Source organism: Nostoc sp. (assembly GCF_036917195.1).
In the GTDB taxonomy this organism is placed as follows: domain Bacteria; phylum Cyanobacteriota; class Cyanobacteriia; order Cyanobacteriales; family Nostocaceae; genus Nostoc.
The window spans coordinates 1-24,267 of the sequence record NZ_JBALDG010000101.1 but is presented as its reverse complement, the minus strand read 5'-3'; the positions used below and the strand labels follow the sequence as shown (position 1 = coordinate 24,267).

19 protein-coding genes and 1 pseudogene are annotated in these 24,267 nt (G+C 43.8%); 11 read left to right on the top strand and 9 right to left on the bottom strand.

The window, feature by feature from the left end; translation table 11 throughout:
• Positions 1–1,005: V-containing nitrogenase subunit delta (vnfG, locus tag V7K40_RS33265; protein ID WP_334967127.1), on the top strand; the 1,005-nt coding region annotated here is incomplete at its 5' end.
• Positions 1,006–1,208: 203 nt separating this feature from the next.
• Here the strand turns inward: vnfG and V7K40_RS33260 are convergent.
• On the bottom strand, positions 1,209–1,343 hold the full coding sequence (locus tag V7K40_RS33260; RefSeq protein ID WP_334967126.1) for a hypothetical protein: 135 nt from the start codon (positions 1,341–1,343) through the stop codon (positions 1,209–1,211).
• Positions 1,344–1,560: 217 nt separating this feature from the next.
• Here V7K40_RS33260 and V7K40_RS33255 point away from each other — a divergent pair, with 217 nt between their 5' ends.
• The 3 genes from V7K40_RS33255 to V7K40_RS33245 all read left to right on the top strand — a co-directional run bounded on the left by V7K40_RS33255 (position 1,561) and on the right by V7K40_RS33245 (position 6,806).
• Positions 1,561–2,946: a nitrogenase component 1 gene (locus V7K40_RS33255; RefSeq protein WP_334967125.1), complete on the top strand. Its 1,386-nt coding sequence runs from the start codon at positions 1,561–1,563 to the stop codon at positions 2,944–2,946.
• Positions 2,947–3,178: 232 nt separating this feature from the next.
• The gene (locus tag V7K40_RS33250; RefSeq protein WP_334967124.1) at positions 3,179–4,711 is read left to right on the top strand and encodes a nitrogenase component 1; all 1,533 of its coding nucleotides are present in this window, start codon (positions 3,179–3,181) and stop codon (positions 4,709–4,711) included.
• 751 nt (positions 4,712–5,462) lie between these two features.
• Positions 5,463–6,806 carry a nitrogenase component 1 gene (locus V7K40_RS33245; RefSeq protein WP_334967123.1) on the top strand — a complete coding sequence of 448 codons (1,344 nt, stop codon included), beginning with the start codon at positions 5,463–5,465 and terminating at the stop codon, positions 6,804–6,806.
• A gap of 164 nt (positions 6,807–6,970) precedes the next feature.
• Here V7K40_RS33245 and V7K40_RS33240 read toward each other — a convergent pair whose 3' ends face one another.
• Positions 6,971–8,437 (bottom strand): APC family permease, encoded by a 1,467-nt coding sequence (locus tag V7K40_RS33240; protein ID WP_334967122.1) that lies wholly within the window; start codon positions 8,435–8,437, stop codon positions 6,971–6,973.
• Between the two features lie 1,371 nt (positions 8,438–9,808).
• Between V7K40_RS33240 and V7K40_RS33235 the strand changes: the two genes are divergently transcribed.
• The 6 genes and pseudogenes from V7K40_RS33235 to V7K40_RS33210 all read left to right on the top strand — a co-directional run bounded on the left by V7K40_RS33235 (position 9,809) and on the right by V7K40_RS33210 (position 16,655).
• Positions 9,809–10,432, top strand: a complete 624-nt coding sequence (locus V7K40_RS33235) for a 2Fe-2S iron-sulfur cluster-binding protein (protein WP_334967121.1) — start codon at positions 9,809–9,811, stop codon at positions 10,430–10,432.
• A complete protein-coding gene (locus tag V7K40_RS33230; RefSeq protein ID WP_334967120.1) occupies positions 10,419–11,402 on the top strand; it encodes a xanthine dehydrogenase family protein subunit M in 984 nt (327 codons plus the stop codon). Before V7K40_RS33235 ends, V7K40_RS33230 begins: the two co-directional genes overlap by 14 nt.
• Entirely contained in the window at positions 11,399–13,612 is a 2,214-nt protein-coding gene (locus V7K40_RS33225; protein WP_334967119.1) for a xanthine dehydrogenase family protein molybdopterin-binding subunit, read from the top strand. Before V7K40_RS33230 ends, V7K40_RS33225 begins: the two co-directional genes overlap by 4 nt.
• 757 nt (positions 13,613–14,369) lie before the next feature.
• Positions 14,370–15,485, top strand: coding sequence for a carboxylate-amine ligase (locus V7K40_RS33220; RefSeq protein ID WP_334967118.1), 1,116 nt, complete (start codon positions 14,370–14,372; stop codon positions 15,483–15,485).
• A 71-nt stretch (positions 15,486–15,556) separates the two neighbouring features.
• Positions 15,557–16,177, top strand: a pseudogene (locus V7K40_RS33215) (IS630 family transposase); the annotation flags it as partial.
• Positions 16,178–16,391: 214 nt separating this feature from the next.
• Complete coding sequence (locus tag V7K40_RS33210; protein ID WP_334967117.1) at positions 16,392–16,655, top strand: hypothetical protein; 264 nt, start codon at positions 16,392–16,394, stop codon at positions 16,653–16,655.
• A gap of 135 nt (positions 16,656–16,790) precedes the next feature.
• On the opposite strand, the gene V7K40_RS33205 is transcribed toward V7K40_RS33210, so the two are convergent.
• The 7 genes from V7K40_RS33205 to V7K40_RS33175 all read right to left on the bottom strand — a co-directional run bounded on the left by V7K40_RS33205 (position 16,791) and on the right by V7K40_RS33175 (position 23,227).
• Complete coding sequence (locus V7K40_RS33205; protein WP_334967128.1) at positions 16,791–17,039, bottom strand: MFS transporter; 249 nt, start codon at positions 17,037–17,039, stop codon at positions 16,791–16,793.
• Positions 17,040–17,104: 65 nt separating this feature from the next.
• Positions 17,105–18,421, bottom strand: coding sequence for a Gfo/Idh/MocA family oxidoreductase (locus V7K40_RS33200; RefSeq protein ID WP_334967116.1), 1,317 nt, complete (start codon positions 18,419–18,421; stop codon positions 17,105–17,107).
• Positions 18,422–18,708: 287 nt separating this feature from the next.
• A complete protein-coding gene (locus V7K40_RS33195; protein ID WP_334967115.1) occupies positions 18,709–19,008 on the bottom strand; it encodes a hypothetical protein in 300 nt (99 codons plus the stop codon).
• 92 nt (positions 19,009–19,100) lie between these two features.
• Positions 19,101–19,766 carry a DUF4142 domain-containing protein gene (locus tag V7K40_RS33190; RefSeq protein ID WP_334967114.1) on the bottom strand — a complete coding sequence of 222 codons (666 nt, stop codon included), beginning with the start codon at positions 19,764–19,766 and terminating at the stop codon, positions 19,101–19,103.
• Between the two features lie 51 nt (positions 19,767–19,817).
• Positions 19,818–20,705, bottom strand: coding sequence for an NAD(P)-dependent oxidoreductase (locus V7K40_RS33185; RefSeq protein WP_334967113.1), 888 nt, complete (start codon positions 20,703–20,705; stop codon positions 19,818–19,820).
• Positions 20,706–21,023: 318 nt separating this feature from the next.
• Positions 21,024–22,091: an aldo/keto reductase gene (locus V7K40_RS33180; RefSeq protein ID WP_334967112.1), complete on the bottom strand. Its 1,068-nt coding sequence runs from the start codon at positions 22,089–22,091 to the stop codon at positions 21,024–21,026.
• Between the two features lie 758 nt (positions 22,092–22,849).
• On the bottom strand, positions 22,850–23,227 hold the full coding sequence (locus tag V7K40_RS33175) for a DUF6632 domain-containing protein (protein WP_334967111.1): 378 nt from the start codon (positions 23,225–23,227) through the stop codon (positions 22,850–22,852).
• 480 nt (positions 23,228–23,707) lie between these two features.
• Here V7K40_RS33175 and V7K40_RS33170 point away from each other — a divergent pair, with 480 nt between their 5' ends.
• Entirely contained in the window at positions 23,708–24,082 is a 375-nt protein-coding gene (locus tag V7K40_RS33170; RefSeq protein WP_334967110.1) for a hypothetical protein, read from the top strand.
• Positions 24,083–24,267: the final 185 nt, after the last annotated feature.

Below are 24,267 nucleotides of genomic sequence, written 5' to 3'. Positions count from 1 at the left end.
GGTGCTTTGGTGAAGAAACTACACTTGCCTTATGTCAATGGTCATGGTTACCACAATGGTCCATATATGGGCTTTGAAGGTGCTGTGAACATGGCGCGTGATATGTACAATGCCATTTACTCGCCTTTGATGAAATTGGCTCAAGTTGATATCCGTGGTGAGCAAAATCCGGTAAGCACCAATGGTAATGGTAACGGTAAAGCTACTAAAGACCTATCTGAGGAAGTCGTTTCTTTAATTCAACAACAAGTTAAGGAAGCCACCTCAGAGGTCAAACAGCAAGTTAAAGAAGCCACTTCAGAGGTCAAACAGCAAGCTAAGGAAACTGCACCACAGGTTCAAAAGCAAGCTAAGGAAACTGCACCACAGGTTCAAAAGCAAGCTAAGGAAGTTGCGCCACAGGTTCAACCACAAGCTAAGGAAGTTGCGCCACAGGTTCAAAAGCAAGCTAAGGAAGTTGCGCCACAGGTTCAACCACAAGCTAAGGAAACTGCGCCACAGGTTCAATCACAAGCTAAGGAAGTTGCGCCACAGGTTCAACCACAAGCTAAGGAAACTGCGCCACAGGTTCAACCACAAGCTAAGGAAGTTGCGCCACAGGTTCAACCACAAGCTAAGGAAGTTGCGCCACAGGTTCAACAGCAAGCTAACGAAATCGCGTCATACATTCAAGAGCGAGCTGCAGAAGTCACAAAATTAATTCAAGAACGGTGTTTGTGGCAGTTTCACTCGCGTGCATGGGATCGGGAAGAAAACATCAATGGTGTTCTCAATAAGACTGCCCAAATCTTGACTGGAGAAAAGGTGGTTCTGGATACCTTGATCGAGAGGGGTTTTTATGCAGATGCGAAGATCCTTTCGGCTGACCTAGAAATCAGGTTTTCATGGTTAAGTAAGATGGAGAACTCGCAAAAGAAAGCAGTACTTGAGTCTGTTAAGGCAATGCTGATCGATATTGTAATAACCAAGTCAAAGAATGGTGAATTGCATTATTCGCTTTATTAAAGCAATTAGATCGGTAATTCAACCCTCCGGGTGACGCTCCTGTGTTGCTAACGCTGACGCTAACAGCAGTTCCTCCTGGGGAAACCCCATCGCCCTTGGCGTCTCCCCTTCTCCCTTTGGGAGAGGCTAACGCCAAGGGAGAAGACCAGACTGCCTCACCAAACGAACAGTGTTGCTGAATCAAAGTAGGAAATAGAGTTTTGTCATTTTGTTCGCGTTGGCGTAGCTTCTGGTAGAGAAGTCTTCATGTAAGGTTGGATCGCTTTTCGCTTCTCCTGTTGGGGAGAAGCGATCGCCTTCATCCATTCCTTAAGAGTAGCAAAGTGTTTACGTAGCATCTCGTTTAGTTTTCAAGGCTTTTGAGAAATTCAATTCTATCCTTCTGGTGTAGTCGATGCTACGCATCGCTTACTTCGACCTAGAGGTACGAAAACGCCTTCATGTAGACACTCTACTCCGTTTATGCCCTGACTACAGAACAGGATGACAATTCTTTCTTTCAACAACGTCAAACAAACATAATCACGAGTTTCTTACTATCTAGGAGTCAATAGGATGTCTGTAGTTGTAAAACAGAAAGAACGCAAGGGAATAATCAATCCTATATTTACTTGTCAGCCTGCTGGGGCTGAGTATGCTGCAATCGGAGTAAAAGATTGTATTCCCCTGGTGCATGGAGGACAGGGGTGTAGTATGTTCGTTCGTTTGCTGTTTGCCCAGCATTTGAAGGAAAATTTTGACATTGCTTCTTCTTCACTCCATGAAAATAGCGCTGTCCTTGGAGGACAGCCACGCATTGAGGAAGCCGTACACACCTTAGTCGCACGATATCCCGATTTACGGATTATTCCAATTATTACGACTTGTTCAACTGAGACGATTGGGGACGATATTGAAGGAACCATTAACAAGCTCAAGGGTCAGTTAAAGCAGGCCTATCCCGATCGCAAGGTTGTCCTTGTTCCGGTGCATACCCCCAGTTACAAAGGTAGCCAGGTCAGTGGCTATAATGTCGGCATACATGCAATCATTTCTACCCTGGCAAAAAAAGGCCAACCAACTGGCAAGTTGAACATCATTACTGGGTGGCTTAACCCTGGAGATGTCACGGAAATCAAGCGCATCTTAAAAGATATGGATGTTCCAACAAACATCTTAGTGGATACAGAATCCTTCGATGCGCCCACCATGCCCGATAAGACAAGTTTTGCCTTTGGGAATACAACCATTGAAGAAATTGCTGATTCTGCTAATGCGTTGGGAACTATTGCCTTATGCAAATATGAAGGAGGTAGCGCAGCCGAATTCTTAGAAGAGAATTTTAAGGTTCCTGCAATTATTGGCCCAACCCCGATTGGCATCAAAAACACCGACCTCTGGCTGCAAAACATCCAGAAACTGACCGGCAAAGCAATACCAGAATCTTTAGTCAGAGAACGTGGAAAGGCTATCGATGCGATCGCCGACCTCGCGCACATGTTCTTCGCCAACAAAAAGGTAGCTATTTACGGAGATCCCGATCTGGTAATTGGTCTAGCAGAGTTCTGCTTAGAATGTGAGTTAGAGCCAGTGCTGATGTTGTTGGGAGACGACAACAAGGCCTGCACTAAAGACCCAAGAATTGCCGCGTTAGAGAAGCAAGCACCCTGTGATATCGAAGTCATCTGGAATGCAGACCTCTGGGAATTGGAGCGCCGCATTAAAGATAAGTCTCTCGAAATCGACTTGATTTTAGGTCATTCCAAAGGTCGATATATTTCTATCGATCACAAGATTCCAATGGTTCGAGTTGGCTTCCCCAGCTTTGACCGGGCAGGTCTGTGGAAATACCCCATTATTGGCTATAAAGGCGCAGAATGGCTAGCAGACACCATTGCTAACACCATGTTTGCAGATATGGAGAACAAGCACGAGCGCGAGTGGATCTTAAACGTTTGGTAGAAAGCTGATGTATATGGGGGATGGCATGTATCCGCAGTGATATTTCTGTCATCCACCCCCAAGTGATTAGATGGTATTTCCATCAGAATTTTTCCGATACTTAGGAATCCTATGTCAATTGTAAACCAGGCAGCACCCGTTTAGCTGATTAGTTTCAGAGGGCGGCTCAGTAGCCTGGTTTACAAATCACAGAGTATTGCTACAGAAGCTATTGAAAGACTGGAGAGTGATCATGACTGCAACAAGTATAGATAAGAATGTCGTATTTTACGGAAATTTGAGCGAACTGTATCGCTTGGCAAAAGAGGGTAAAATTAAGACTACTTTACAAGGTAGTCATACCCGCCCCTGTAAATTTTGGACTGCAACGAAGATTTTAAGTGGGATTAAAAATGCGATCGTCATTTCTCACGGGCCGAGCGGCTGTGCCTATGGTGTAAAGCGGGCATACAAGTTGACCAATAGCCGCAATAGTGGTTCACCTTATGAACCCGTGGTGACTACGAATATGAGTGAGAAAGCGGTAATTTTTGGTGGAGAAAAAGAATTAAAAGGTGCGATTCGAGAAGTAGATGAAAAATACCATCCCGATGCGATCGTTGTTGCCACTAGTTGTGCGTCTGGTATTATTGGGGACTGTGTTGATGACGTCGTGAATAAGGCGCGTGGCGAAATCCAGTCTGAAATCATGACGATACATTGTGAAGGATTTGCCGGGGAATATCGCAGTGGATTTGATATCGTATTTCGGCAAATCGTAGACTTTATGGAGCCGCCAACTCCAGAACGGAAAGCACAACTAGCTGATGCTGTCAATATTGTGGGCGCAAAGATGGGCCCTGAAAGAACAGAAGTCGAAACTGATGTTAAAGAACTAGTGCGATTGATAGAAGGAATGGGGGCACGAGTTCATAGCGTCATCGCTGGTGACTGTACTTTAGAAGAACTCAAGCAAGCACCAAGTGCGGCAGTCAATTGTACTTTATGTTTGGATCTGGGCTATACCATCGGGAAAGCCATGTCAGACAAGTTCGGTACTCCGCTAAACTCTACTATCCTTCCCTATGGAATCACCGCTACAAAAAAATGGCTCGAAGGGGCGGCAAAATATTTAGGGATGGAAGAACAGGCTGCTGCCCTAATGGAAAAGGAATATGCCGCAATCAAGACTGAATTTGAAGCAGCTAAAGGTTATATAGAAGGAAAGTTAGCGATTATTGAAGGACATGATGCTATCAAGTGCTTGTCCCTTGCCCACATGTTGGAACGTGATTTTGGGATGCGGGCGGTAATCTATAACTTCCATCCCTGGAGTACAGAAGCACGAGAAACCAGTGTAGACTACTTATTGGAAACAGGGTTAGACCCGGAAATCCTAATTACGAAAGGAACGCTGGCCTTTGGTAAGTACGAGTCTATGAAACAAACGGAAGATGAATTACTAGATTTTATTGGTGGTCTTGATCCAGACTCAGTAGTGTATTTTGGTTCTTCCTTGAGTTTCCCTCATATTCCTGTCGTCGATTTAAATGCTATCTTAAATCGTCCCAGATTTGGCTATCGCGGAGCCTTAAAGGTAGCAAAGTGTATTAAAACAGCACTGCAATATGGCTTTAGACCTCGGAGTGCTTTAACCAAGCAAATGGTGTTCCCTAAGAATTCTGGGTTGGCATCTGCTCAATCACTGACTGGAAAACTAGCCCAAGACTTACCTGACTGTACCGTATATGCAGAGAAGAGACGGGGCAAATGTTGTAACGAGTAATAATGGAATGTAATTTTGCTAAATAAAAGTATGGATTTGTCTCACGCAGAGGTGCAAAAAATTGTAGTAACTGTCTCATATCAAATCCGGTAGCATCTGAATGATTAAAAAACCGCAGAGACGCCGAGGGCGCAGAGCAAGAGGAAGGAGGAATAATTTCGATATAAAGGGATTTGATATCAAAAGTCAAGTGATCGTTAACAAAAAACTGGGACTGGCTGTATTGAAGAACTGGAAAAACTGCACGCTGATTTGGTGGCGTTTGATATGAGCAAGGCTTATACCATTTCTTTGTGATGGTGCGCCAAATGATCTCGGCTTCTTGTTTCTTTCTTTCTTTGTGTCCTACTGTGCGAGAAGCCACTTCATGTCTATGCGTTCTTTGCGGTTCGTTCCTCATATAGTTTGGCGCATCTTCATACCGAATTTGTATTAAGCCAAAAATGTTAAGGCGGAAACCGTTACAAGCTGCGCGAAACACGGAAACGTCAAAACAGAAGTCGCTACAGGGAAGATAGAAGCCGTTGCAGGCTGCGCGAAACACGGAAACGTCAAAGCAGAAGTCGCTACAGGGAAGACAGAAGCCGTTGCAGGCTGCGCGAAACACGGAAACGTCAAGGCAGAAGTTGCTACAGGGAAGACAGAAGCCGTTACAGGCTGCGCGAAACACGGAAACGTCAAGGCAGAAGTCGCTACAGGCTGCGTGAAACGCATTTACCATAGTCAAGCTTTAGAAAAACAGGAGGAAAAAATGTCTGCTGAAACAACTTTTGACAATTGTAACCATAGTAAAGACCCAGTAGTTGGCTGTGCCCTTGAAGGTATTGCAACTACAGTTGCTGGTATTAAAGATGTCAGTATTGTAATTCAATCTCCACAGGGTTGCGCGTCCACTGTCGCAGCTGGGTATGATGCTCATGAGGTTGATTTCACCAAGCGGAAAGTAGGTTGTACTCGTCTTTTTGAGTCAGACATTGTGATGGGAGCGTCTGAGAAACTCAAAGGGATGATTAAAGAAGCGGATCAATCTTTTGATTCTAAGGTTATGTTTGTCGTTGGAACTTGCGCGGCAGACATTATTGGTGAAGATATTACCGGATTATGCAACCAGCTTCAGCCAGATATCAAAGCTAAACTCGTTCCTTTACTTGCCGGTGGGTTTCGGGGCAATGCTTATGATGGCTTGGAGATGGGTTTGGAGGCTTTACTTCCTTTTATAAAAAAAAGGCAGACCAAGAGAAGGGGTAGAAAGCCAAAGATTGTAAATATCATTGCACCACAGGCAAATCTCAATCCTACTTGGTGGGCTGATTTGCATTGGGTAATGCAGACATTAAAGTCTTTAAGAATTAAAGTGCAGACGGTATTTTCTCATAATACCTCTTTTGAAGAACTAGAACAAGCTGGTGAAGCAACCGCCAATATTGTTCTCAGTCATGATGTTGGGTATAAGTTTGCTCGGAAAATGCAACAGACCCATGATATCCCGCTCATCCTTGATGATATACCTTTACCAATAGGTGTAAATAACACTACTCGGTGGTTGAAGGCATTGGCGGCACATTTCAAGATAGATGAAAAAGTGGAGCCAATCATCAAACAAGGCGAAGAAATGGTCGTAGATACACTTCGCAAACGAGCATTGATGATTATTCCCCGATATCGTAACTGTAGAATTGCCGTATCTGCGGATGGGACACTTGGCATTGGACTAGTCAGAATGCTCTTTGAAGAATTGGAGATGATTCCAGAAATCTTATTATTTCGCTCGGCGATGCCTGATTCTCGTTCAATTTTGGAGCGAGAACTGCACAGCCTCGGTCTTACTTCCCATATAGTATTTTCGGCAGATGGCTATCAGGTAAAACAGACCTTAGAAGAGTTTGGTGTTGATGCTGTGATTGGCTCGGCATGGGAAAAATACATGGCAGAGGAATTGGGAATCAAAATTGCTTTTGATGTATTTAGCCCCACTAATAGAGAAACTTATCTTGACAAGCCATATTTTGGCTATGAAGGCATGATCAATATCATGGAAGTGATTGCTAACGATTGGGATAGAGCTTTTCGTTCCAAAGAGATTAATTGGACATAGAGAAACAAATATACCTCAATATGCTTGGGTTAAGGCTTTTTTTCTCTGTTCTTACTGTCTTCTCTAACAGATAAGGGTTAAAAATATAGGACTTACGCATTGACAAAAAGTTGATTCATGCGGCTAAGTCCTTACTTCCTATTAAGGGGCTGTACTACATTGTTCTAACTGAGGGTTTCAGTTTCATCAACGACAAATAGTCTACCTGCGTAACGAATAGCTTCGGGTTTGTGAATTTGCAGCAACTTTAATACTCCGATGCCCAGCAATAGCCAAATCAAAACGACAATTGGTGCTAAGTTAAGCGGTGCTGGTGGAGGGGGATAAAGGTTGCCAATTAGAACACTACTAATCGTGATTATTGAGAGCCAAGGTAGGAGAACATAACGCACCCAACCAAAGCGATTTGTAGAGTTTTGCTCCAACTGAGTACGGCGTTTTGTCGAGAAATATCGAAAACATGCCAAACTAGTTAATCCATAAATCGCTAGGGCAGCCAGCGTTATGACTGTTCCCAGAAAGGCAAAGGCCTGAATCGGTGTCCACAGCATTCCCAACCCCAGCCCTACAAACGCAGAACTGCCACTCAACCCGAAAATGGCATTTGTCGGTGTACGATAGGTGGGATGAATGTGCGCCAACCAACGGGGAAACAGTTCTTCTCGACTGATGGCATAGACAATCCGAGCAGCACCATTGAGAAAAGCAACGGCGCAGGCATATCCTGCCATAATTCCGGCAAAATCAATCAATAAGGCGAACCCATTTCCCCAAACGTGACGAGCGATCGTATCGAAGGGGGCAGCATCTTGGGCAAAGGCTGCCATGTTATGGATACCATATCCCAGCGTTGCCATATATGACATCAGCACATAGAACACGCCGACTAAAACTAGGGTGATCACCGTCGCTTTCGGAATTGACTTTCGAGGGTTTTGAACTTCTTCACCCAACGTAGTTGCAGATTCAAACCCAACGAAACTGAGAATAGACAAAATCACACCCACAAACAGGTTGCTATGCTGTGGTAGCCCCGTCAGCGTGAAGGGTAATAGTGTTAATTGTCCGGTTTTACCAGCTTGGATAAACACCATAAGCGCAAGCAATAGACAAACGCCGAGTTCAAACATCAATAGTGTCAGATCTAATTGTAGCGAGAAGCGAATGCCGCGATAACACACTGCCCCGACGATCAAAGCGAACAAGCAATACCATAATGTCCAGTTTAGGTGTACGCCAAACCAGTGGAGCAACAGTTCTTGAAAATTCGCACTCATTACTAGAAAGACAAAGGCAATAGCCGCACCAAAAGAAATTAAACTCAGCCAGCCAGCGAGAAAGCCCCAGCGTACTCCTAATCCTTGAGTCACAAAGGTATACAACGAGCCACTCGCGGGTAATTCGGCTGCAAGTATGCTAATTTGATCAGCAACTAGCAGAGCTACCCCAAAACCAATGATGTAGCACAATGGCATCGCTGCACCGACGAGTCCCGCTTGGGGAATGGTATTAAAAAAGATGGCTCCTACCGGAGACATCGCAGCGACTGCCATAACGACTGCATGGCGCAATTGCAGCGTATTGCGTTGCAGCTTTGGGGGTTCGCTCGAAGAATTTGTAGCAGGTGTCATATCCAAGGGTGGTTTATTTGCTGATACTGCTTATCATCCATCAATGGAAAAATGAGCGCAACTTATTGTCTGATCGCTATGAGTAGATGACACCAATTTTAAGTAATCATTTCGGTGACGGGCGGCGTCTAATAAATCTGCTGATGAAGCTTTGCGATCGCACTACCGTTCTACTCACAAAACCTTTAAAGAGTATTGTTGTGATAGATTTGGTCATAGTTGGCAAAAATCACATTACTTGATTGCGGCGGCTAATGTCTTCGAGAATTTAACAACCATTGGTTGTCAAAATGTCAGATTGCAGTAACATCAGTTGGGAAGGTAAGTAAAAATCAAATCCCCATGCTTTAGACATCTCCAAAGCAATATCATCTGGGTTTGGTAAACACTTCTTGGAAGAGGCTGCGCCAACAAGAGGCTTCGCGTTGGCGTTGGCGTAGCCTCTCGTAGAGAAGGCACTCTTGGCGGCTTGGCGTTAGCCTGCGGCAAGCCGCTGTGCGTTACGATAGTTTTCACAACTGGTTTAGGATTGCTATATTACAGATTTTTAACAGGCGATCGCTGCTTTAGCTGAGTGGACAAAAGTTACAGATATGCTACCTATAGAGTTAAATTACTTCAAGAGAATAAGCATTCAGCAGTTCAAAAAAATCAAAAAAATATTAGGTTTAAAAGAACATGCAAAGGTTACAAATTTGCGCCTACTATTCGACAGCGTGAAGTTAGCTAATTAACTTACTGAGTTTATCATCGAGATGATTTACCAAGTTTAAAACCATTAGAATTAATAAAGCTTTTTAACAATAAAGAATTCAAGAGTCAAAAACCAGAATTGAATTCTGTATAATTGATCAAGTAGCATAGTCTTCGCCCTACAGCCCTTCTCCTAAAAGAGACGGTACGTGTAGCTTGCTTCCATCACAGAGCGTCTCATAGAGAACTGGTACGGATAATCCTACAGCAGGTGTTAGCCCCTCCCTTTGGAACAATATGAGGCGTTTTAGCGCATTGTGCAGTGTTAACAAGTCTGTGTAGAGAGATATTCTTAAAATCTTTAAAGGTATAGATTTAAAAAAAAAGGATTATCTTCACAAGAATTTATTAAAAATTAGTAATGAATCAATTAAATAATTACTACAAAATTTAATTGTCTATAAAATAAAAATATTGGAGATTTCAAAATAGGATGATAATTTTAGATAATACTTATGGCATAAATCTTCTGATAGAGAACAATGACAAGATGAAATTGTATTCTATTAATAATCTTATGTTGAGGAAAATACTTGTAAAAAAGAGTGCTTTTTATAAAAAAGTTAAGTCCAGAAAATTACCAATATATTACCAACAAAAACAGAGTGGGGTAAACAAATGAAATTTCGGCTAAGACGCCGTGGTTTTGGTAAATTGATGATCGTTAGTACAGTAGCGGCTACAATCAATAATTTTGTAGAGAAAGCTGTAGGACAAACTCAAGTCCAAAAAACTACTCCAATGCCGCAAACTTCGACACCTGAAACTATGAAGGTGACGCTGCAAGTAAATGGAATAGCACACAATTTACAGATTGAACCACGTGTTACCTTACTTGATGCACTGCGGGAATACATAGGGCTAACTGGTAGTAAAAAAGGTTGTGACCATGGTCAATGTGGTGCTTGCACGGTGCTAGTTAATGGGCAGCGAATTAATTCGTGCCTGACATTTGCGATCATGCACACTGACGCTACAATTACAACCATTGAAGGGCTGGAGCAAGGAAATAATCTGCACCCAATGCAAGCTGCATTTATTGTCCGCGATGCATTTCAGTGTGGCTATTGCACACCGGGACAAATTTGTTCGGCAGTGGGTTTAGTTAACGAAGGACATGCTAAGTCAGATGGCGACATTCGTGAATTGATGAGCGGCAATATCTGCCGTTGTGGTGCTTATCCAAATATCGTGAATGCTGTCCGCGATGTTTTAGAAGGAAAAAAAGATGCAGCCGTTTAATTATAAAAAAGCAGGACAAGCGGAAAATGCCGTGGCGTTGGTGGCTCGAGATAGTCAAGCCTCGTATCTTGCTGGTGGTACCAGCCTAATCGATTTGATGAAGCTGAATGTCCAGATACCAACAGAGTTGGTTGACATTAACCCACTACCGCTAACCAAGATAGAAATGCAGGGCAACGGCGTACGAATTGGCGCAATGGCACGCAATAGTGATGTTGCTTATAATGCGATGATTCAGGAGCGTTATCCTGTGCTGTCAGAAGCGTTGCTGTCTGGGGCATCGCCACAACTGCGAAATATGGCAACGGTGGGGGGAAATTTGTTACAACGTACCCGCTGCTATTACTTCCGCGACACTTCAATGCCCTGCAATAAGCGTGTTCCAGGTTCAGGTTGTGCAGCAATTGAAGGTTACAATCGCATTCACGCGATTCTTGGCGGAAGCGATCGCTGTATTGCCACTCATCCTTCCGATATGGCAGTGGCAATGATCGCATTAGATGCAGTTGTGCAAACACGGGGCCCGAACGGAGAGCGCAGTATTCCGCTTGTCGATTTTCATCTCGTACCTGGCAATACACCCGAACGGGAAACAGTTCTACAACACGGGGAGTTAATTGTTGCCGTTGATTTACCTGCTTCAAACTTTGCGAAGCGATCGCACTATTTAAAAGTCCGCGATCGCGCCTCCTATGCTTTTGCAATGGCATCGGTTGCGGCTGCATTAGATGTTCAAAATGGCATTATTCGCGCCGCACGCATTGCTTTGGGTGGGGTAGGAACAAAGCCCTGGCGTGCCTTTGAAGCTGAAAAAGCCCTTCTGAACAAGCCTGCAAACGAGGCAACATTTCAAGTAGCAGCGTCCGCAGCTGTTGCCGGAGCTAAACCTCAAAAATACAACGGGTTTAAGGTTGAACTGGCTAAACGCACAATTGTTAAGGCGCTGGCAACGGTGGGAGGAATGGCATGAATACAGGGGATACAAATACAGTTCTTGGTAAACCGCTAAACAGAGTTGATGGATATCTCAAGGTAACTGGCGGGGCACGCTATTCGGCAGAGTTTCCGGTAGCAAAAATGACTTATGGTGTGACGATTCAAAGCGCGATCGCTAAAGGTAAGATTGCCAAAATTGATACAAAGGCAGCAGAGCAAGTACCGGGTGTATTAGCAGTTATTACCCACCTGAACGCGCCCAAAGCTTCTGGAGAAAAAGGCGGTGGTCGCAAGCTGCAAGTGCTGCAAGATAACGTTGTACTTTATAGCGGTCAGCATATTGGTGTCGTCGTTGCCGATACTTTTGAACGGGCTATGTATGCTGCCTCATTGGTGCAAGTTCACTATGACGAAGAGAAACCGACCATCAATATGCGGGACAATCTCGCTAAAGCATACTTGCCTAAAGGTAAAATCCCCAGAGAAGAACCGCCCGATTCAACTCACGGCAATGTCAACCAGGGACTAGCGGCTGCGGCTGTCCGCGTCGAGCAAACCTATACTACACCGATTGAAAATCACAATCCGATGGAGCCTCATGCCACGACAGCAGTTTGGCAAGGCGATCAACTGCTGCTGTATGATGCAACTCAGGGAATCTTTTCGGCTCAACAAAAAGTTGCGGGGGTATTAGGAATTGAGCCAGAGAAAATCCGTGTTATGTCTTACTTCGTGGGCGGTGGCTTCGGTTGCAAAGGGTCGGCTTGGTCGCATGTGCCTCTAGCGGCAATGGCAGCACGGCAGGTTAATCGCCCAGTGAAATTAGTTCTGGGACGGATACAAATGTATGGGCCTGTCGGCTTCCGACCAGAGACAATTCAACAGGTTTCTTTAGGTGCAACCCGTGAGGGCAAATTGACAGCTCTGCGACATGCTGGGACTTCGCAGACTTCAACTTTCGATGAATTTATCGAACCTGTTGGTAAAAGCGCCCGCATGATTTACGCTTGCCCAAATATTGAAACCAGCCACCGTCTTGTGCAACTGGATGAAGGTACACCAACTTTCATGCGTGCGCCAGGAGAAGCTTCCGGGTCGTTCGCCTTAGAATCGGCAATGGACGAACTGGCTTATGCGCTGAATATCGATCCGGTGGAGCTGCGTCTGCGTAACCATGCTGATGTCGATCCTAGTAAAGGACTGCCCTGGTCGAGCAAGTCACTCATCCAGTGCTACAGATTAGGAGCAGAAAAGTTTGGCTGGCAAAAGCGCAATCCTAAGCCCCGTTCGATGCGAGATGGCAATTATTTGATTGGTTGGGGTATGGCGACAGCAACTTATCCTACCAACCGTTCTGCGGCATCAGCGATCGCCCGAATCATGGCAGATGGTACAGCCGTTGTGCAGAGTGGTTCGCAAGATATTGGTACGGGAACTTATACTGTAATGACTCAGGTTGCAGCTGAGGCGCTCGGTTTACCAGTTGACAAAGTTCGCTTTGAACTAGGCGATACTAAAATGCCAGAAACCCCCGTTTCCGGTGGTTCACAAACCGCCGCCAGTGTTAGCTCGTCCGTGCATTTAGCGGGAAATCAAGCTCGCAGTCAGCTTTTGCAACTAGCACTTGCCGATCAAAAATCGCCGCTTTATAGTTCAAACGCTGAGGATGTGATTGCCGAAAATGGTAGCTTTTTCTTAAAAAATAAATCGTCTGCAACCGAAACATATCAGGCAATTTTGGCCCGGCATGGAATGAAAATGATCGAAGCGCGTGCAGATGCCAAACTCGGAGAGGAACAAAAAAAGTTCTCAATGCACGCATTTGGATCGCAATTTGCCGAAGTCCGCGTTAATCCTGATTCTGGTGAAGTCAGAGTAACGCGTTGGGTGGGAACTTTTGGCGTTGGACGCATACTCAACGCTAAAACAGCCAACAGTCAACTCATCGGTGGAATTATCTACGGTATCGGTATGGCACTGATGGAACACACAGTAACAGACCCCAATCTCGGACGCGTTGTCAACCATGATTTAGCTGAGTATCACGTGCCAGTGAATGCAGACGTTCCTGATATTCAGGTGTTGTTTGTTGATGAACATGATCCACATATCAACCCCCTTGGTGTCAAGGGAATCGGCGAAATTGGGATTACCGGCACGGCGGCGGCGATCGCTAACGCTGTCTATCATGCCACAGGTAAGCGCGTCCGTGATTTGCCAATTACATTAGACAAGCTGCTGTAGATAGATTTGCGATCGCCGAAACTATGAAAGTTCAATCATATGATCGGCGATCGCAATGGTATCCTGTAGTTTCTTTTACCAATCAGTAGAAGTCTCAGGGCTGATGACGATTAAAGTCAAATTTGGTCATGTTAGCTCGGAATCACTGTAGTTACCTTCGTGACCTTAGTGGTTTGAGAAGTGACCGTGAAAAGTCAGGCAGCCGATGGCTGCCTCTAACTCCCCTCTTGTAATCATTATCATTTTCATATATAGTGAGATTTAATTTCCTCAAAGCCTTATATAGTTGGAGTATTGGTGTATTTCACCCTTATTCAGGCTCCTCAATATTTATACCAGTTCTCTATGAAGATGCACAGAATAAAACACTTGAAATTCCATGCCTGACAAGAGAATTATTCTATGCAGGCTCACATAGATTTGGTATTAGATCGTTTGCCCTAAGATTTCTTACAAGTGAGATAAAATCATTTACATAGTCTGGATAACAGATATTTTTTTAATCCATTATCAATTTAGATTAAAAAATAGAAGTAAATTAAATATTAAAATTTTATCAAAAAAGTATAAATTAATCAATATTTATTTATATGTAAAAATAAAAATGATCTAGAAAGCAAATTAAACAAGTCAAAATTAGGCTTGATAAAAGCTAAATAAATTCGTATATAAGTAGTGGAATACAAAGCAGAATTTTAACCAGATAACTAAAACCTCGTCTAATATTAAAAGTTAGTCCTTTACAGAGACATTTTAGATGGTATCCCTGGCAGAAGACTTCACTATCGGTGTTGAAGAAGAATACCAAATTATTAACCCCGTAACTCGTGAGCTTTGCTCGCGTCAACAGCAAATTTTACAGATAGCCGAGAAAGTTCTTGGAGAAGAGGTACAACCTGAGGTTTATCTGTCGCAGATAGAGATTGGCACACCCGTCTGTAAAACGCTGGCAGAAGTCCGCGCAGAAATTGTACGTTTGCGGCAAGAAGTAATTGCAGCAGCAGCCAAAGACGGGAATCAAATCGCTGCCGCTGGGACGCACTCGTTCTCTTCATGGTCAGAACAGGAGATTACGCCCAAAGAACGCTACCAAGGGCTGATGCGAGATTATCAACAACTTACTCGCGAACAAATGATTTTTGGCTGTCATGTACACGTTGGGATTAGCGATCCTCAGCTAGCACTTTGTGTCATGAACCGCGCACGAGTCTGGCTAGCACCCCTTCTGGCGCTAGCTGCTTCCTCCCCTTTTTGGATGGGTATGGATACAGGATATGCAAGTTACCGCACGGAAATTTGGGGGAGGTGGCCGATATCAGGGCCGCCATTAATTTTTGAGTCACTTGCTGAATATCAAGCGCTTGCGGAAGCTTTAATCGCAACAGGGAGTGTAGAGGAGGCAACAAAGATATACTGGGATGCACGTCTGTCTGAGCGTTACCCAACAGTAGAGTTTCGCGTCACAGATGTATGCATGACAGTAGACGAAGCAGTAATGGTTGCAGGACTAGTGCGTGCCTTGGCACGCACCTGCTACGAACAAGCAAAAATAGACGAACCATTCCCGGCTGCACGCCATGAAGTTATACGTGCTGCTCACTGGCGTGCAGCACGCTATGGATTGGATACAGAACTTATAGACGTCGAAGCAATGCGTGCTGTCCCAGCGCAGGAGTTGCTTGAGAAGTTTCTAGCCTTCGTGCGTCCATCGCTAGAAGAGTATGGAGACTGGGACGAGATTTCATCGCTTGTGCAGCAGACAATGCAGCATGGAAATGGTGCAACACGGCAGCGTGAAGTCTACAAACGTACAGAACGCCTAGAGGATGTAGTTGATTTCATCGTTGCCCAGACGGCAAAAGGTATTACTTAACTTTTTAGATGCCGACTTTAGCGCTCTTCCATCACTCTAAGACTGTACGTTCGCTCATTTTGAGGGGTGGGAGAGAACAGCCAGAGCAATTACAAGTATGGTTTTGGGATGAGAGCGGTGCATTGAGCCTGTCGAAATGTAGTTTCAGTTTACGTGTGATTCGCCACAAGAATTGGGGTAAAAAAGGAAAACGCAAAAATGTTCCAGGACAACGGTGTTGTGGTCGGGTTAATATGATGGGGGCAATCAGAGAATCAGATCGGAAACGGGTATGCTTTTTTGTAAAAAAAGGGAATGCGGATATTTTTTATGAGCAACTACAACAATTAAATGAATTAATCAAACAAGAGTGGGTAGCTAAAGGAAACCGTTCTGAAGATTTTGCTAAGTATGGCCCGAAGATTATTTTAATTTTAGATAATGCTAGTTTTCATAAACGCAAAGATGTTCTAGCTAAAATATCACAAGAGTTTCCAAATTTTATTTTAGAGTTTTTACCAGCTTATAGCCCTGATTACAATATCATCGAATTAGTCTGACACTCATGTAAAGAATATATTGCTCATCCTCTGTTTAAATCAGTAGATGAATTGAAATGATTACTAAATAGGCTGTTAAATCAAGGCGAGTTAGTGATTAAATGGTATCGGCAAATCAAAAACAAAGGGAATTTTAGCTATATTGCAGCTTAAATGCTGATTAGCTTAGAATTAAAAGCTGACATCTCACTTTTACTAGTTCAACAAGCGCTGTTCCACAGAACCACAGCAGAATCTCTTGCCTGCAATAGTGCCGACTTTCAACTGAATTGTTGTCAGCAAATGGGCATTTCAAACAGCAAGAGACATTCAGAGTATTTATAAAGAAGTTATCAGGATAACCAATGATAATGCTAGATTCATTTTTTTGGTAGCTCATCCAATTCGTCAGTTTATTGAAAAAATAGTTAGCCCTAAAGACTATTATCAACAAGAGATAGTAAAATCAGTTTTGTTTGATGGTGCTTTAGTTGTAAAGGAACCATCACATACTTTTCAAGAATATTTTTCACCTATTTTTCTTAGTCAATTCCAAATTTTGGAATATGCAGAAATTAATGATACAGGAACAGAGAGAATAAATGGTGATATTTATCCTTCATTTTTCATTATTCACAGTGCCAAAAAATAGTTGATTATAGAAGTTTATACTAAGTCTAATATGGCAGTCAAAAACAGACTGGAAGTTTTCACCCTCAAACAACGTACTTAGGAACAATCAAGCACAACCAATGTCTGGTTCAAAACCAGTAACTTTGGGACAAGGCTATAGTACTATCGTTTGAGTTCCAGAAGTAGAAGGAAGTTGGACATCAATCAAAAAGACAACTCCTGCATTTGCCGCCACCACTATAAAACCTGCGATCGCTGGCCCAACTGCTCGGGCAATGTTAAACCCAGCACTATTTAAAGCAATGGCAGCCATGAGTTGCGATCGCGGTACTAGTTCTGGTACAATTGCTTGCCAAGGTGGGCCATTCATTGCCGCTCCCAAATATTGAGGCAATCGGGCGATCGTCCAACAAAGATTTATCGAGCGGACTTTAAGCAGAGGTTGTCATGACTGTGGTATGCACGTATTTACTTCAGCATTCGAGGAGCGGGGCCACGAGTGGTATCCAGTCCTGACACACGAGGTAGGGTAATCGTCTTACCTGTTTGTGCCGCTTCGTAAATCAACGCTATTAGTTTTTGGTCTTGCAAACCTTCTTCACCAGGCGTATGGGGTTGCTTATTTTGAATCACACAATCCGCCATGTGATCAATTTCTAAGGCGAACTGGTTCTTCTCGCCTATCCGCACTTCGCTAACATTTTCTGCCATGCTGTTTGTTGGTGATTTGCGTGAAATCATCATCCGCAAACCGTTGTAGGAGAACGCCGGATCGAGTTGTCCCCAAGCATCAGAACCGAAGACGCGAAAGCGCCGCGCTTCGTGAAAGCCGTAGCTAGTGGAGCAAATCGCTAGCACTCCACTGGGAAACCGCAATTGGAAGGTAACACTTTCTTCTACTTCTTTGAAGCGTGGATCGCCAGGAGTGGTAAAGGTTTGGGCGCTAATTGCGATCGGTTCTTCTCCCGTCAAATAGCGAGTCGCATTCAAGCAATAAACTCCCACATCCGGTAAAGAGCCACCTCCAGCTAGAGCGCGTTTCAACCGCCACTGGTTTAAGTCACCGCCCTGATTTTGTCCGTTATCTGCCTGAATCACCTTCACAGTTCCTAATTCTTTGCTGCGAATCATCTGAATCATGGCACGATGGTGTGGCTCGTATTGGCAGCGATAAGCAATCATCAACTTGCGATCAGCTTGTTTGCACGCGTCAATCATCTGTTGAGCATCTTCGACCGTGGTTGCCATTGGCTTCTCACACAGAATGTGCTTCCCTGCTTTAGCACCACGCACCGTATATTCTCGGTGCATATTGTTGGGCAATACAATATAAATTACATCAACATCTGGATTGTTGCGGAGATTGTCGTAATTCTGATAATTGTAAACGTTCTGCGGTTTAATGCCATACTGCTGGGCAACTTGATTCGCTTTGGCAGCGTCACTACTAACTAACGCAGTTGGCTTTGCTAGTTTACATTCTGCAAACGCAGGCATGATTTCTTCCAATGCCAGTCTACCCAGTCCAACGATCGCAAATCCCAACCGTCGCTCTGGGGGCAATGCAGTCGGAGGCCCACCTGTATCGACCTCAGTCTTTTCCGAGATCGGCGCAAATTCAATCTGAAGCGGCAGAGTTCCTCCGTGTGGCGTGGCTTGCCCAGTCGGCTGTTGGGCAGTAACCTCTTCGCCTATACTACCAAGTGCGACGGCTGAAATGGCTCCTAATCCAGCAGTAGTCAGAATTTGACGACGAGAAAATTCTCCTTTAAACAATTCAGACATTGTGTTTCCTTAATGATGAAATTTTGGACTTATACAAGTCCGCTTAAATAACTGTCAACATAATTCGTAATTGATAATGACGCTCTCTTACAAGACGCTGTGCGTAGCTTGCTTCCCCGTAGGGGTACGCGGACTCGCTAACGCTACGCTAACGTAATTTGTAGTTGCAATTTAATTACGTTAGCGCAGCATTGTCCCCACACCCCTGTAAAGAAGCAAGCTACGTGCAGCGTCTTGTAGAGAGCGTTATTAAGAATTACAAATTAGTAATTATTTGGTCATTGCGATCATTCGCTTTTAGTACAGCATTTCATTAATTCGTAGCAAATTAATGAAATGCTAATGTATCCGTCTGCAATGCCAATGTATTCCTCTGCAATGCCAATGTATCCGTCTGCAATGCCAATGTATTCCTCTGCAATGCCAATGCATCCGTCTACAATGCCAATGTATTCCTCTGCAATACCAATGCATCCGTCTACAATGCCAATGTGTCCTTTTGCAATGGCAATGCGTCCTTCTGCAATGCCAATGCATCCTTCTGCATTCAAAAACGCTACGATTTTATGCAGAACTGTACTTAGCATTCCCGCAGGGTAGGAAAGTAATCCTAAAAACCCTGCGATTGCGGCGTTTCACTCATAATTAATTAATTACGTGTAATTTGCCGGACATCATATTACGGGGTACTGGTTGGAGTTGGGCTACTGGTTGAAGTTGGGGTGCTAGTTGGAGTTCCAGAATTAGCAAGGGCACGAACCTGTTCCAAGTGTTGTTGGAGGGTTGGTAGCGCTTGAGCCGCAAATGCTTTCACGTCGGGGTCTTGTCCCTTTTGAGCTTCACTTTGAAATGCAGCGACATCCTTTTCATGATCTTGAAGCATCAGATTCAGATATTGGCGATCAAAGTTAGTACCAGAAAGCTTAGATAAGCGTTGACTGGCTTGCTGATTTTTTCTGCCAATACTAGTTGGCAGTTTGACACCTTTTTGAGTCGCTAACTGTTTGAGTTGATCATTCACCGGGGTGTGATCATCAACCATATGCTGTCCATACTGTTTTACTTCATCACTAGTTCCACGTTGTGATGCCAGTTGTCCTAGTTGGACTTCTGCTAAACCACCTTGAGCAGCTTCAGTCATGAACTTTTTGTCTGAAGAACTGAGACTATTTTGCCCTGATGCAGTTGGTGACGCACTTGGTGATGGACTCTCTGTCCTTTGCACAGACTGAGCAGCTGGAACTTCAGATGTATTCTGGTCATGCGGAGTAGTTGGTGTGCAACCAGTTGCCAGAGATAAAGTGATCGCTACTAAACCAGTTGAGAATATTTTGAAGTTTGTCATATCAATGTTTTCCTGAAATAAAGGTGTATTTTCTAATACAGAAATTTGCAGTTATGATTCAACCGTCACTCCTGCTTCCAATTCTAAAGCTTTAATGAATGCCGATGCATTTTCTTCCCCCCATCCTTGATTAACTGCTGTTTTAATGGTTTCTCTAACAATTGCGGCAGCAGGCATTGGAGAATTTAAATCTTGGGCAAATCGAGCAATCAAATTGACATCTTTGAGCAAATTATTTAACGCAAAACTCGGCGTGAAATCGCGATTTACCAGCGTCTTGCCCATGCCGTCAAAAATTGGAGAGCGAAAATCTACCACATGCAGCACATCAAGAACGTCTTGTGTATTAAGTCCGGCTTTGGTTGCCAGAATCAGCGCTTCCCCTAACGCTTCGATTTGGGTTGCCACAATCGAATTACCGATGAGTTTCATCGATGCACCTTTGCCAGTGTCGCCTAGATAATGGATCGTTTCGCTCAACGGCTCCAAAATTGGTTTGACTTGCTCAAATACCTCCCGCTTGCCACCAACGACAATCCACAATCCCCCAGCTGCGGATTCGTTTTTACTGCCAAAAACGGGAGCATCAAGAAATTCGACCTGCTTTCCTGCATAGGCTGCGGCTTCCCGACGCGAGGTATCAGGATGAACCGTACTCATGTTGATCGCAATTTGTCCCGATCGCACGTTCGATAAAATGCCATCTTTCCCAAAAACAACCTCTTCAACCGCATTGTCATTTGAGAGCGAGTAAAGAATCGCCTCAGCATTCTCTACGGCTTGTGCTGGTGTTTGTGCTTGTGTTGCACCTTGTTCAACCAAAGGCTTACAGGACTCTAGACTACGATTCCAAACGTTGAGATCATAGCCCGCTTTGAGCAAGTTGGTTGCCATCCCACTGCCCATGATGCCGAGTCCTAAATACGCAATGCGTTTCATAACTATGTTCTAGATGGTATCTTACTTTAAGAAAATAGCGATACTTTTAGCACACAGGAAGTGTGTCGAAGTCAGGCAGTTTTTACCCCCCTTCACATCATCGAAGTTTTGTGGATAAATACATCTTCCAATCGATAGACTCAGCAGCAATCAAGATAGGGACAGCAATCAATCACCTAGCTTTCTGCGAAAACGTGTCAAGTAACACAAGAATTGATTTTGAGAAGATGTGCCTAACGCATCAACTCGATCTAATGTTACACCTGCAAAATTGCAATCGCTGTTTGTATAAAAAACAGTCAAACATGGTATTAATCTTTATCCAAGATAAGCTGGATTCATGGCTGTACTGTCATTTTGATTTGTGGTCTTATATCGTTCGTACTGTCCTTTAGCCGCTGCCTCACGGGTACGCGCTAACAGTGCTGTAACTCGTGCCTGATCCATTGGCTTAAACGTGCGGACTGCTTCAAACGCCTGGTCTAAAATTCTCATGCTATCAATGCCCGTAATTACAACAGACGTTGGCAAATTCATTGCGTAGTGCAGGCACTCGATCGCACTAACAGTGTTGCTTCTGAGAATGTAAGACTCCCCGATCGATTTCATTCCCAGCACACCAATATTGTTTTTCACTAGCACAGGTAGAACCTGATGTTCAAAACTTCTAAAATGGGCATCCATAACATTTAATGGCATCTGCACAGTATCGAAGCGGAAATCATTTTGTGTCGCAGTTTCCAACATCTGAAGGTGAATCAGGGGATTCTTGTGTCCTGTGAAACCGATATAGCGAATTTTGCCCGCCTTCTGCGCCTCGACGACTGCCTCCATTGCGCCGCCAGGAGCAAAGATGCGATCAGGGTCTTCAAAGCGCAGTATTTCATGATGCTGCACTAAATCAATGTGATCGACCTGCAAATCTTTAAGCGATTCATCAATCTGCATCTTGGCAGAACTTTTAGTGCGACCATCGATTTTCGTCATTAGGAAAACCTTTTGGCGATAACCATCCTTAAGAGCATTTCCCATCCACCGATGGCTACGTCCATTATGATAGTCCCAAGAGTTATCCATAAAGTTGATGCCGCGATCAATGGCACTGCGGATCAGCTTGATACTTTCTTGCTCCTCTTCAATTTTTCCAATGTGAAACCCACCCAAGCCAATCGCAGATACTTGTTCTCCAGTACGTCCAAGGGTGCGATACAACATTTCGCCGCGTCGAGTTGGAGTGGGTGTTTGGGCTAGTAGTTGAGTCTTTTCATCAACAGGTTCTGTCTGAGCAAGGAGCGGCTGCAAAAATCCTTCCGAAACTGCAAGTCCTGCCGCTACTAATCCCGAAGCAGAAGCAGTTTTCAACAAGCTGCGTCTACTGATTTCCATAATTGTCTCCTACAAGTAACAACAGGAATGAGCCATATAGTAGCACGGCAATCTGACACAGAGACTCTAACTAAGGAGTGCTTTAAAACATACACCGTAAGATGCATTCACAATGTAAGCCGATGCATTCATAATGCAGGTTGATATATTCACAGTGTAAGCCGATGCATTCACAATGCCAGCCAATGCATTCACAATGCAAGTTGATGCATTCACAATGCAAGTCGATGCATTCATAATGCAATTTGATATATTCACAGTGTAAGCCGATGCATTCACAATGCTTATCCTTTGTTTAAGCTTGCCCGATTTAAAACTTTATCAATAAAGGTAAAAGTTAAAGGGTAGGAGGAAAACAGCCTTTAAGGGACTTGCAAGTAAAAAATAAGTAGATAGACAAAAATATTTACAGTCATTGCAAGCAAAGCGCACTCCTACGGAGAAGCAAGCGAGGCGGAGCCTCTCGTAGACAAGAGAAGCAATGCCAGCCCTTGCGATCACTCTTTCGGCTGCGAGGAGTCTTTTGTCAATCAAATCGATTGATGCCTTCTGCACTATTCGGCGTTGCAATTTATAAGAGATGCGATCGCCTTTGCTTGCCCTTCGCATTTCTCTACCAAGTTGTCTTAAAGCAATAATTAGAGCGAATCAATACCGCTTCATACTCGCGCTTCAGCAACACTGTAACTGTTATTAAATTGATCGGGGAATTGCTTATCTGTTCAGTTACGGGAGATGTAGAGACATTCTATGCTCCTTCATGTACTTGACACCACTTTGCGGGGCGCTAAAAAGCCAAGGACAATTGCTACCAAGAACAATGCTGGAACATCACCAAACAGGTGTCCATGTTCAACAGGGTCAATTACTGCATGTACTGCCATGATTACCCCGTGGACTACACTTGATGTGACGGTGAACCAAATTAAACTGAGATAAGCTTCTGGTTGCCTTGAAGCCAATAGCAAAAAGACACCAAGCGTCGCATAAACACCAATGATCATCTGTTCGTATTCGTGCTGACCTGGTTGCCATAACCAGCCCGATGCCCAAACCTGACTTAGCGGATAAATAAGTAGAAAAGCTATTCCAAAAAGAGCCAGAGCGATTCGTAAATACTGATCGCGCCCATCCATTACTTTAACCTCCGCTATTTTCCAGTGCAGTCTTTACTAACAAAGCTGTATGATTTTGTGATTGTATTCCCATTAGTGACACTTCAGCTTTGGAGTGTTAGAAATTTTAATGCTCCTGATGGTTTCAAACTGATTCAACTGTAAGTGCAAGCCGATGCATTCACAATGTAAGCGAATGCATTTACAATGTAAGTCGATGCATTGATAATGCAAGCTGATACATTCACAATGTAAGCCAATGCATTTACAATGTAAGTCGATGCATTAATAATGCAAGCTGATACATTCACAATGTAAGCCAATGCATTTACAATGTAAGTCGATGCATTGATAATGCAAGCTGATACATTCACAATGTAAATCGATGTATTGTAAAAACTTGCCTTTTTCAAGCTTGCCCGATTTAAAAACTTTATCTTACTGATAGTTTTTTGGTTATAAGGGGTACATTTAATGTATACTTTACTACTGTATACATCTATGACTATCCAAGATAGAACACGCCGTTTGCGCCCTCAAACCATTAGTCAAGATATTACCTCATTCCAGGGTTTGCAAACGGTAAGCACATACAACACAACTCGTGCTGATGCCTCAGCGGCAAAGTTACAGGAAGTTTATCAGGCGATGTTGATTTCTCAACAAATCGAAACTGAGAAACTAGCTTTATACCGTGCTACTTCTGATGCTGCTAGATTAGCAGAATGGGAATTTCACAATACTGTATTAGCGATGAAAGAAGTCGTGCGCGGGCAATATGGCTCAGATAGCGATCAAGCTCAAGCGGTAGGACTAAAGAAAAAATCAGACCGCAAGCGTCCTTCCCGCAAAAAGGTAGTTGCGATCGCTAGTTAATCAACTTAATTGAGTTTGGAAATTAGCGATCGCATTTGCAGTATTCGGCGTTGCAGTTTATCAGAGATGCGATCGCACGATTCCTTAAAGCTGGACTTTAGACTAAAAGAGAGCGATCATGCTTGTAGTTGTTGTGCAAAAAATAAAGGGATGCCTGTAATAACAAGCACCCTAGTAACGGAAGA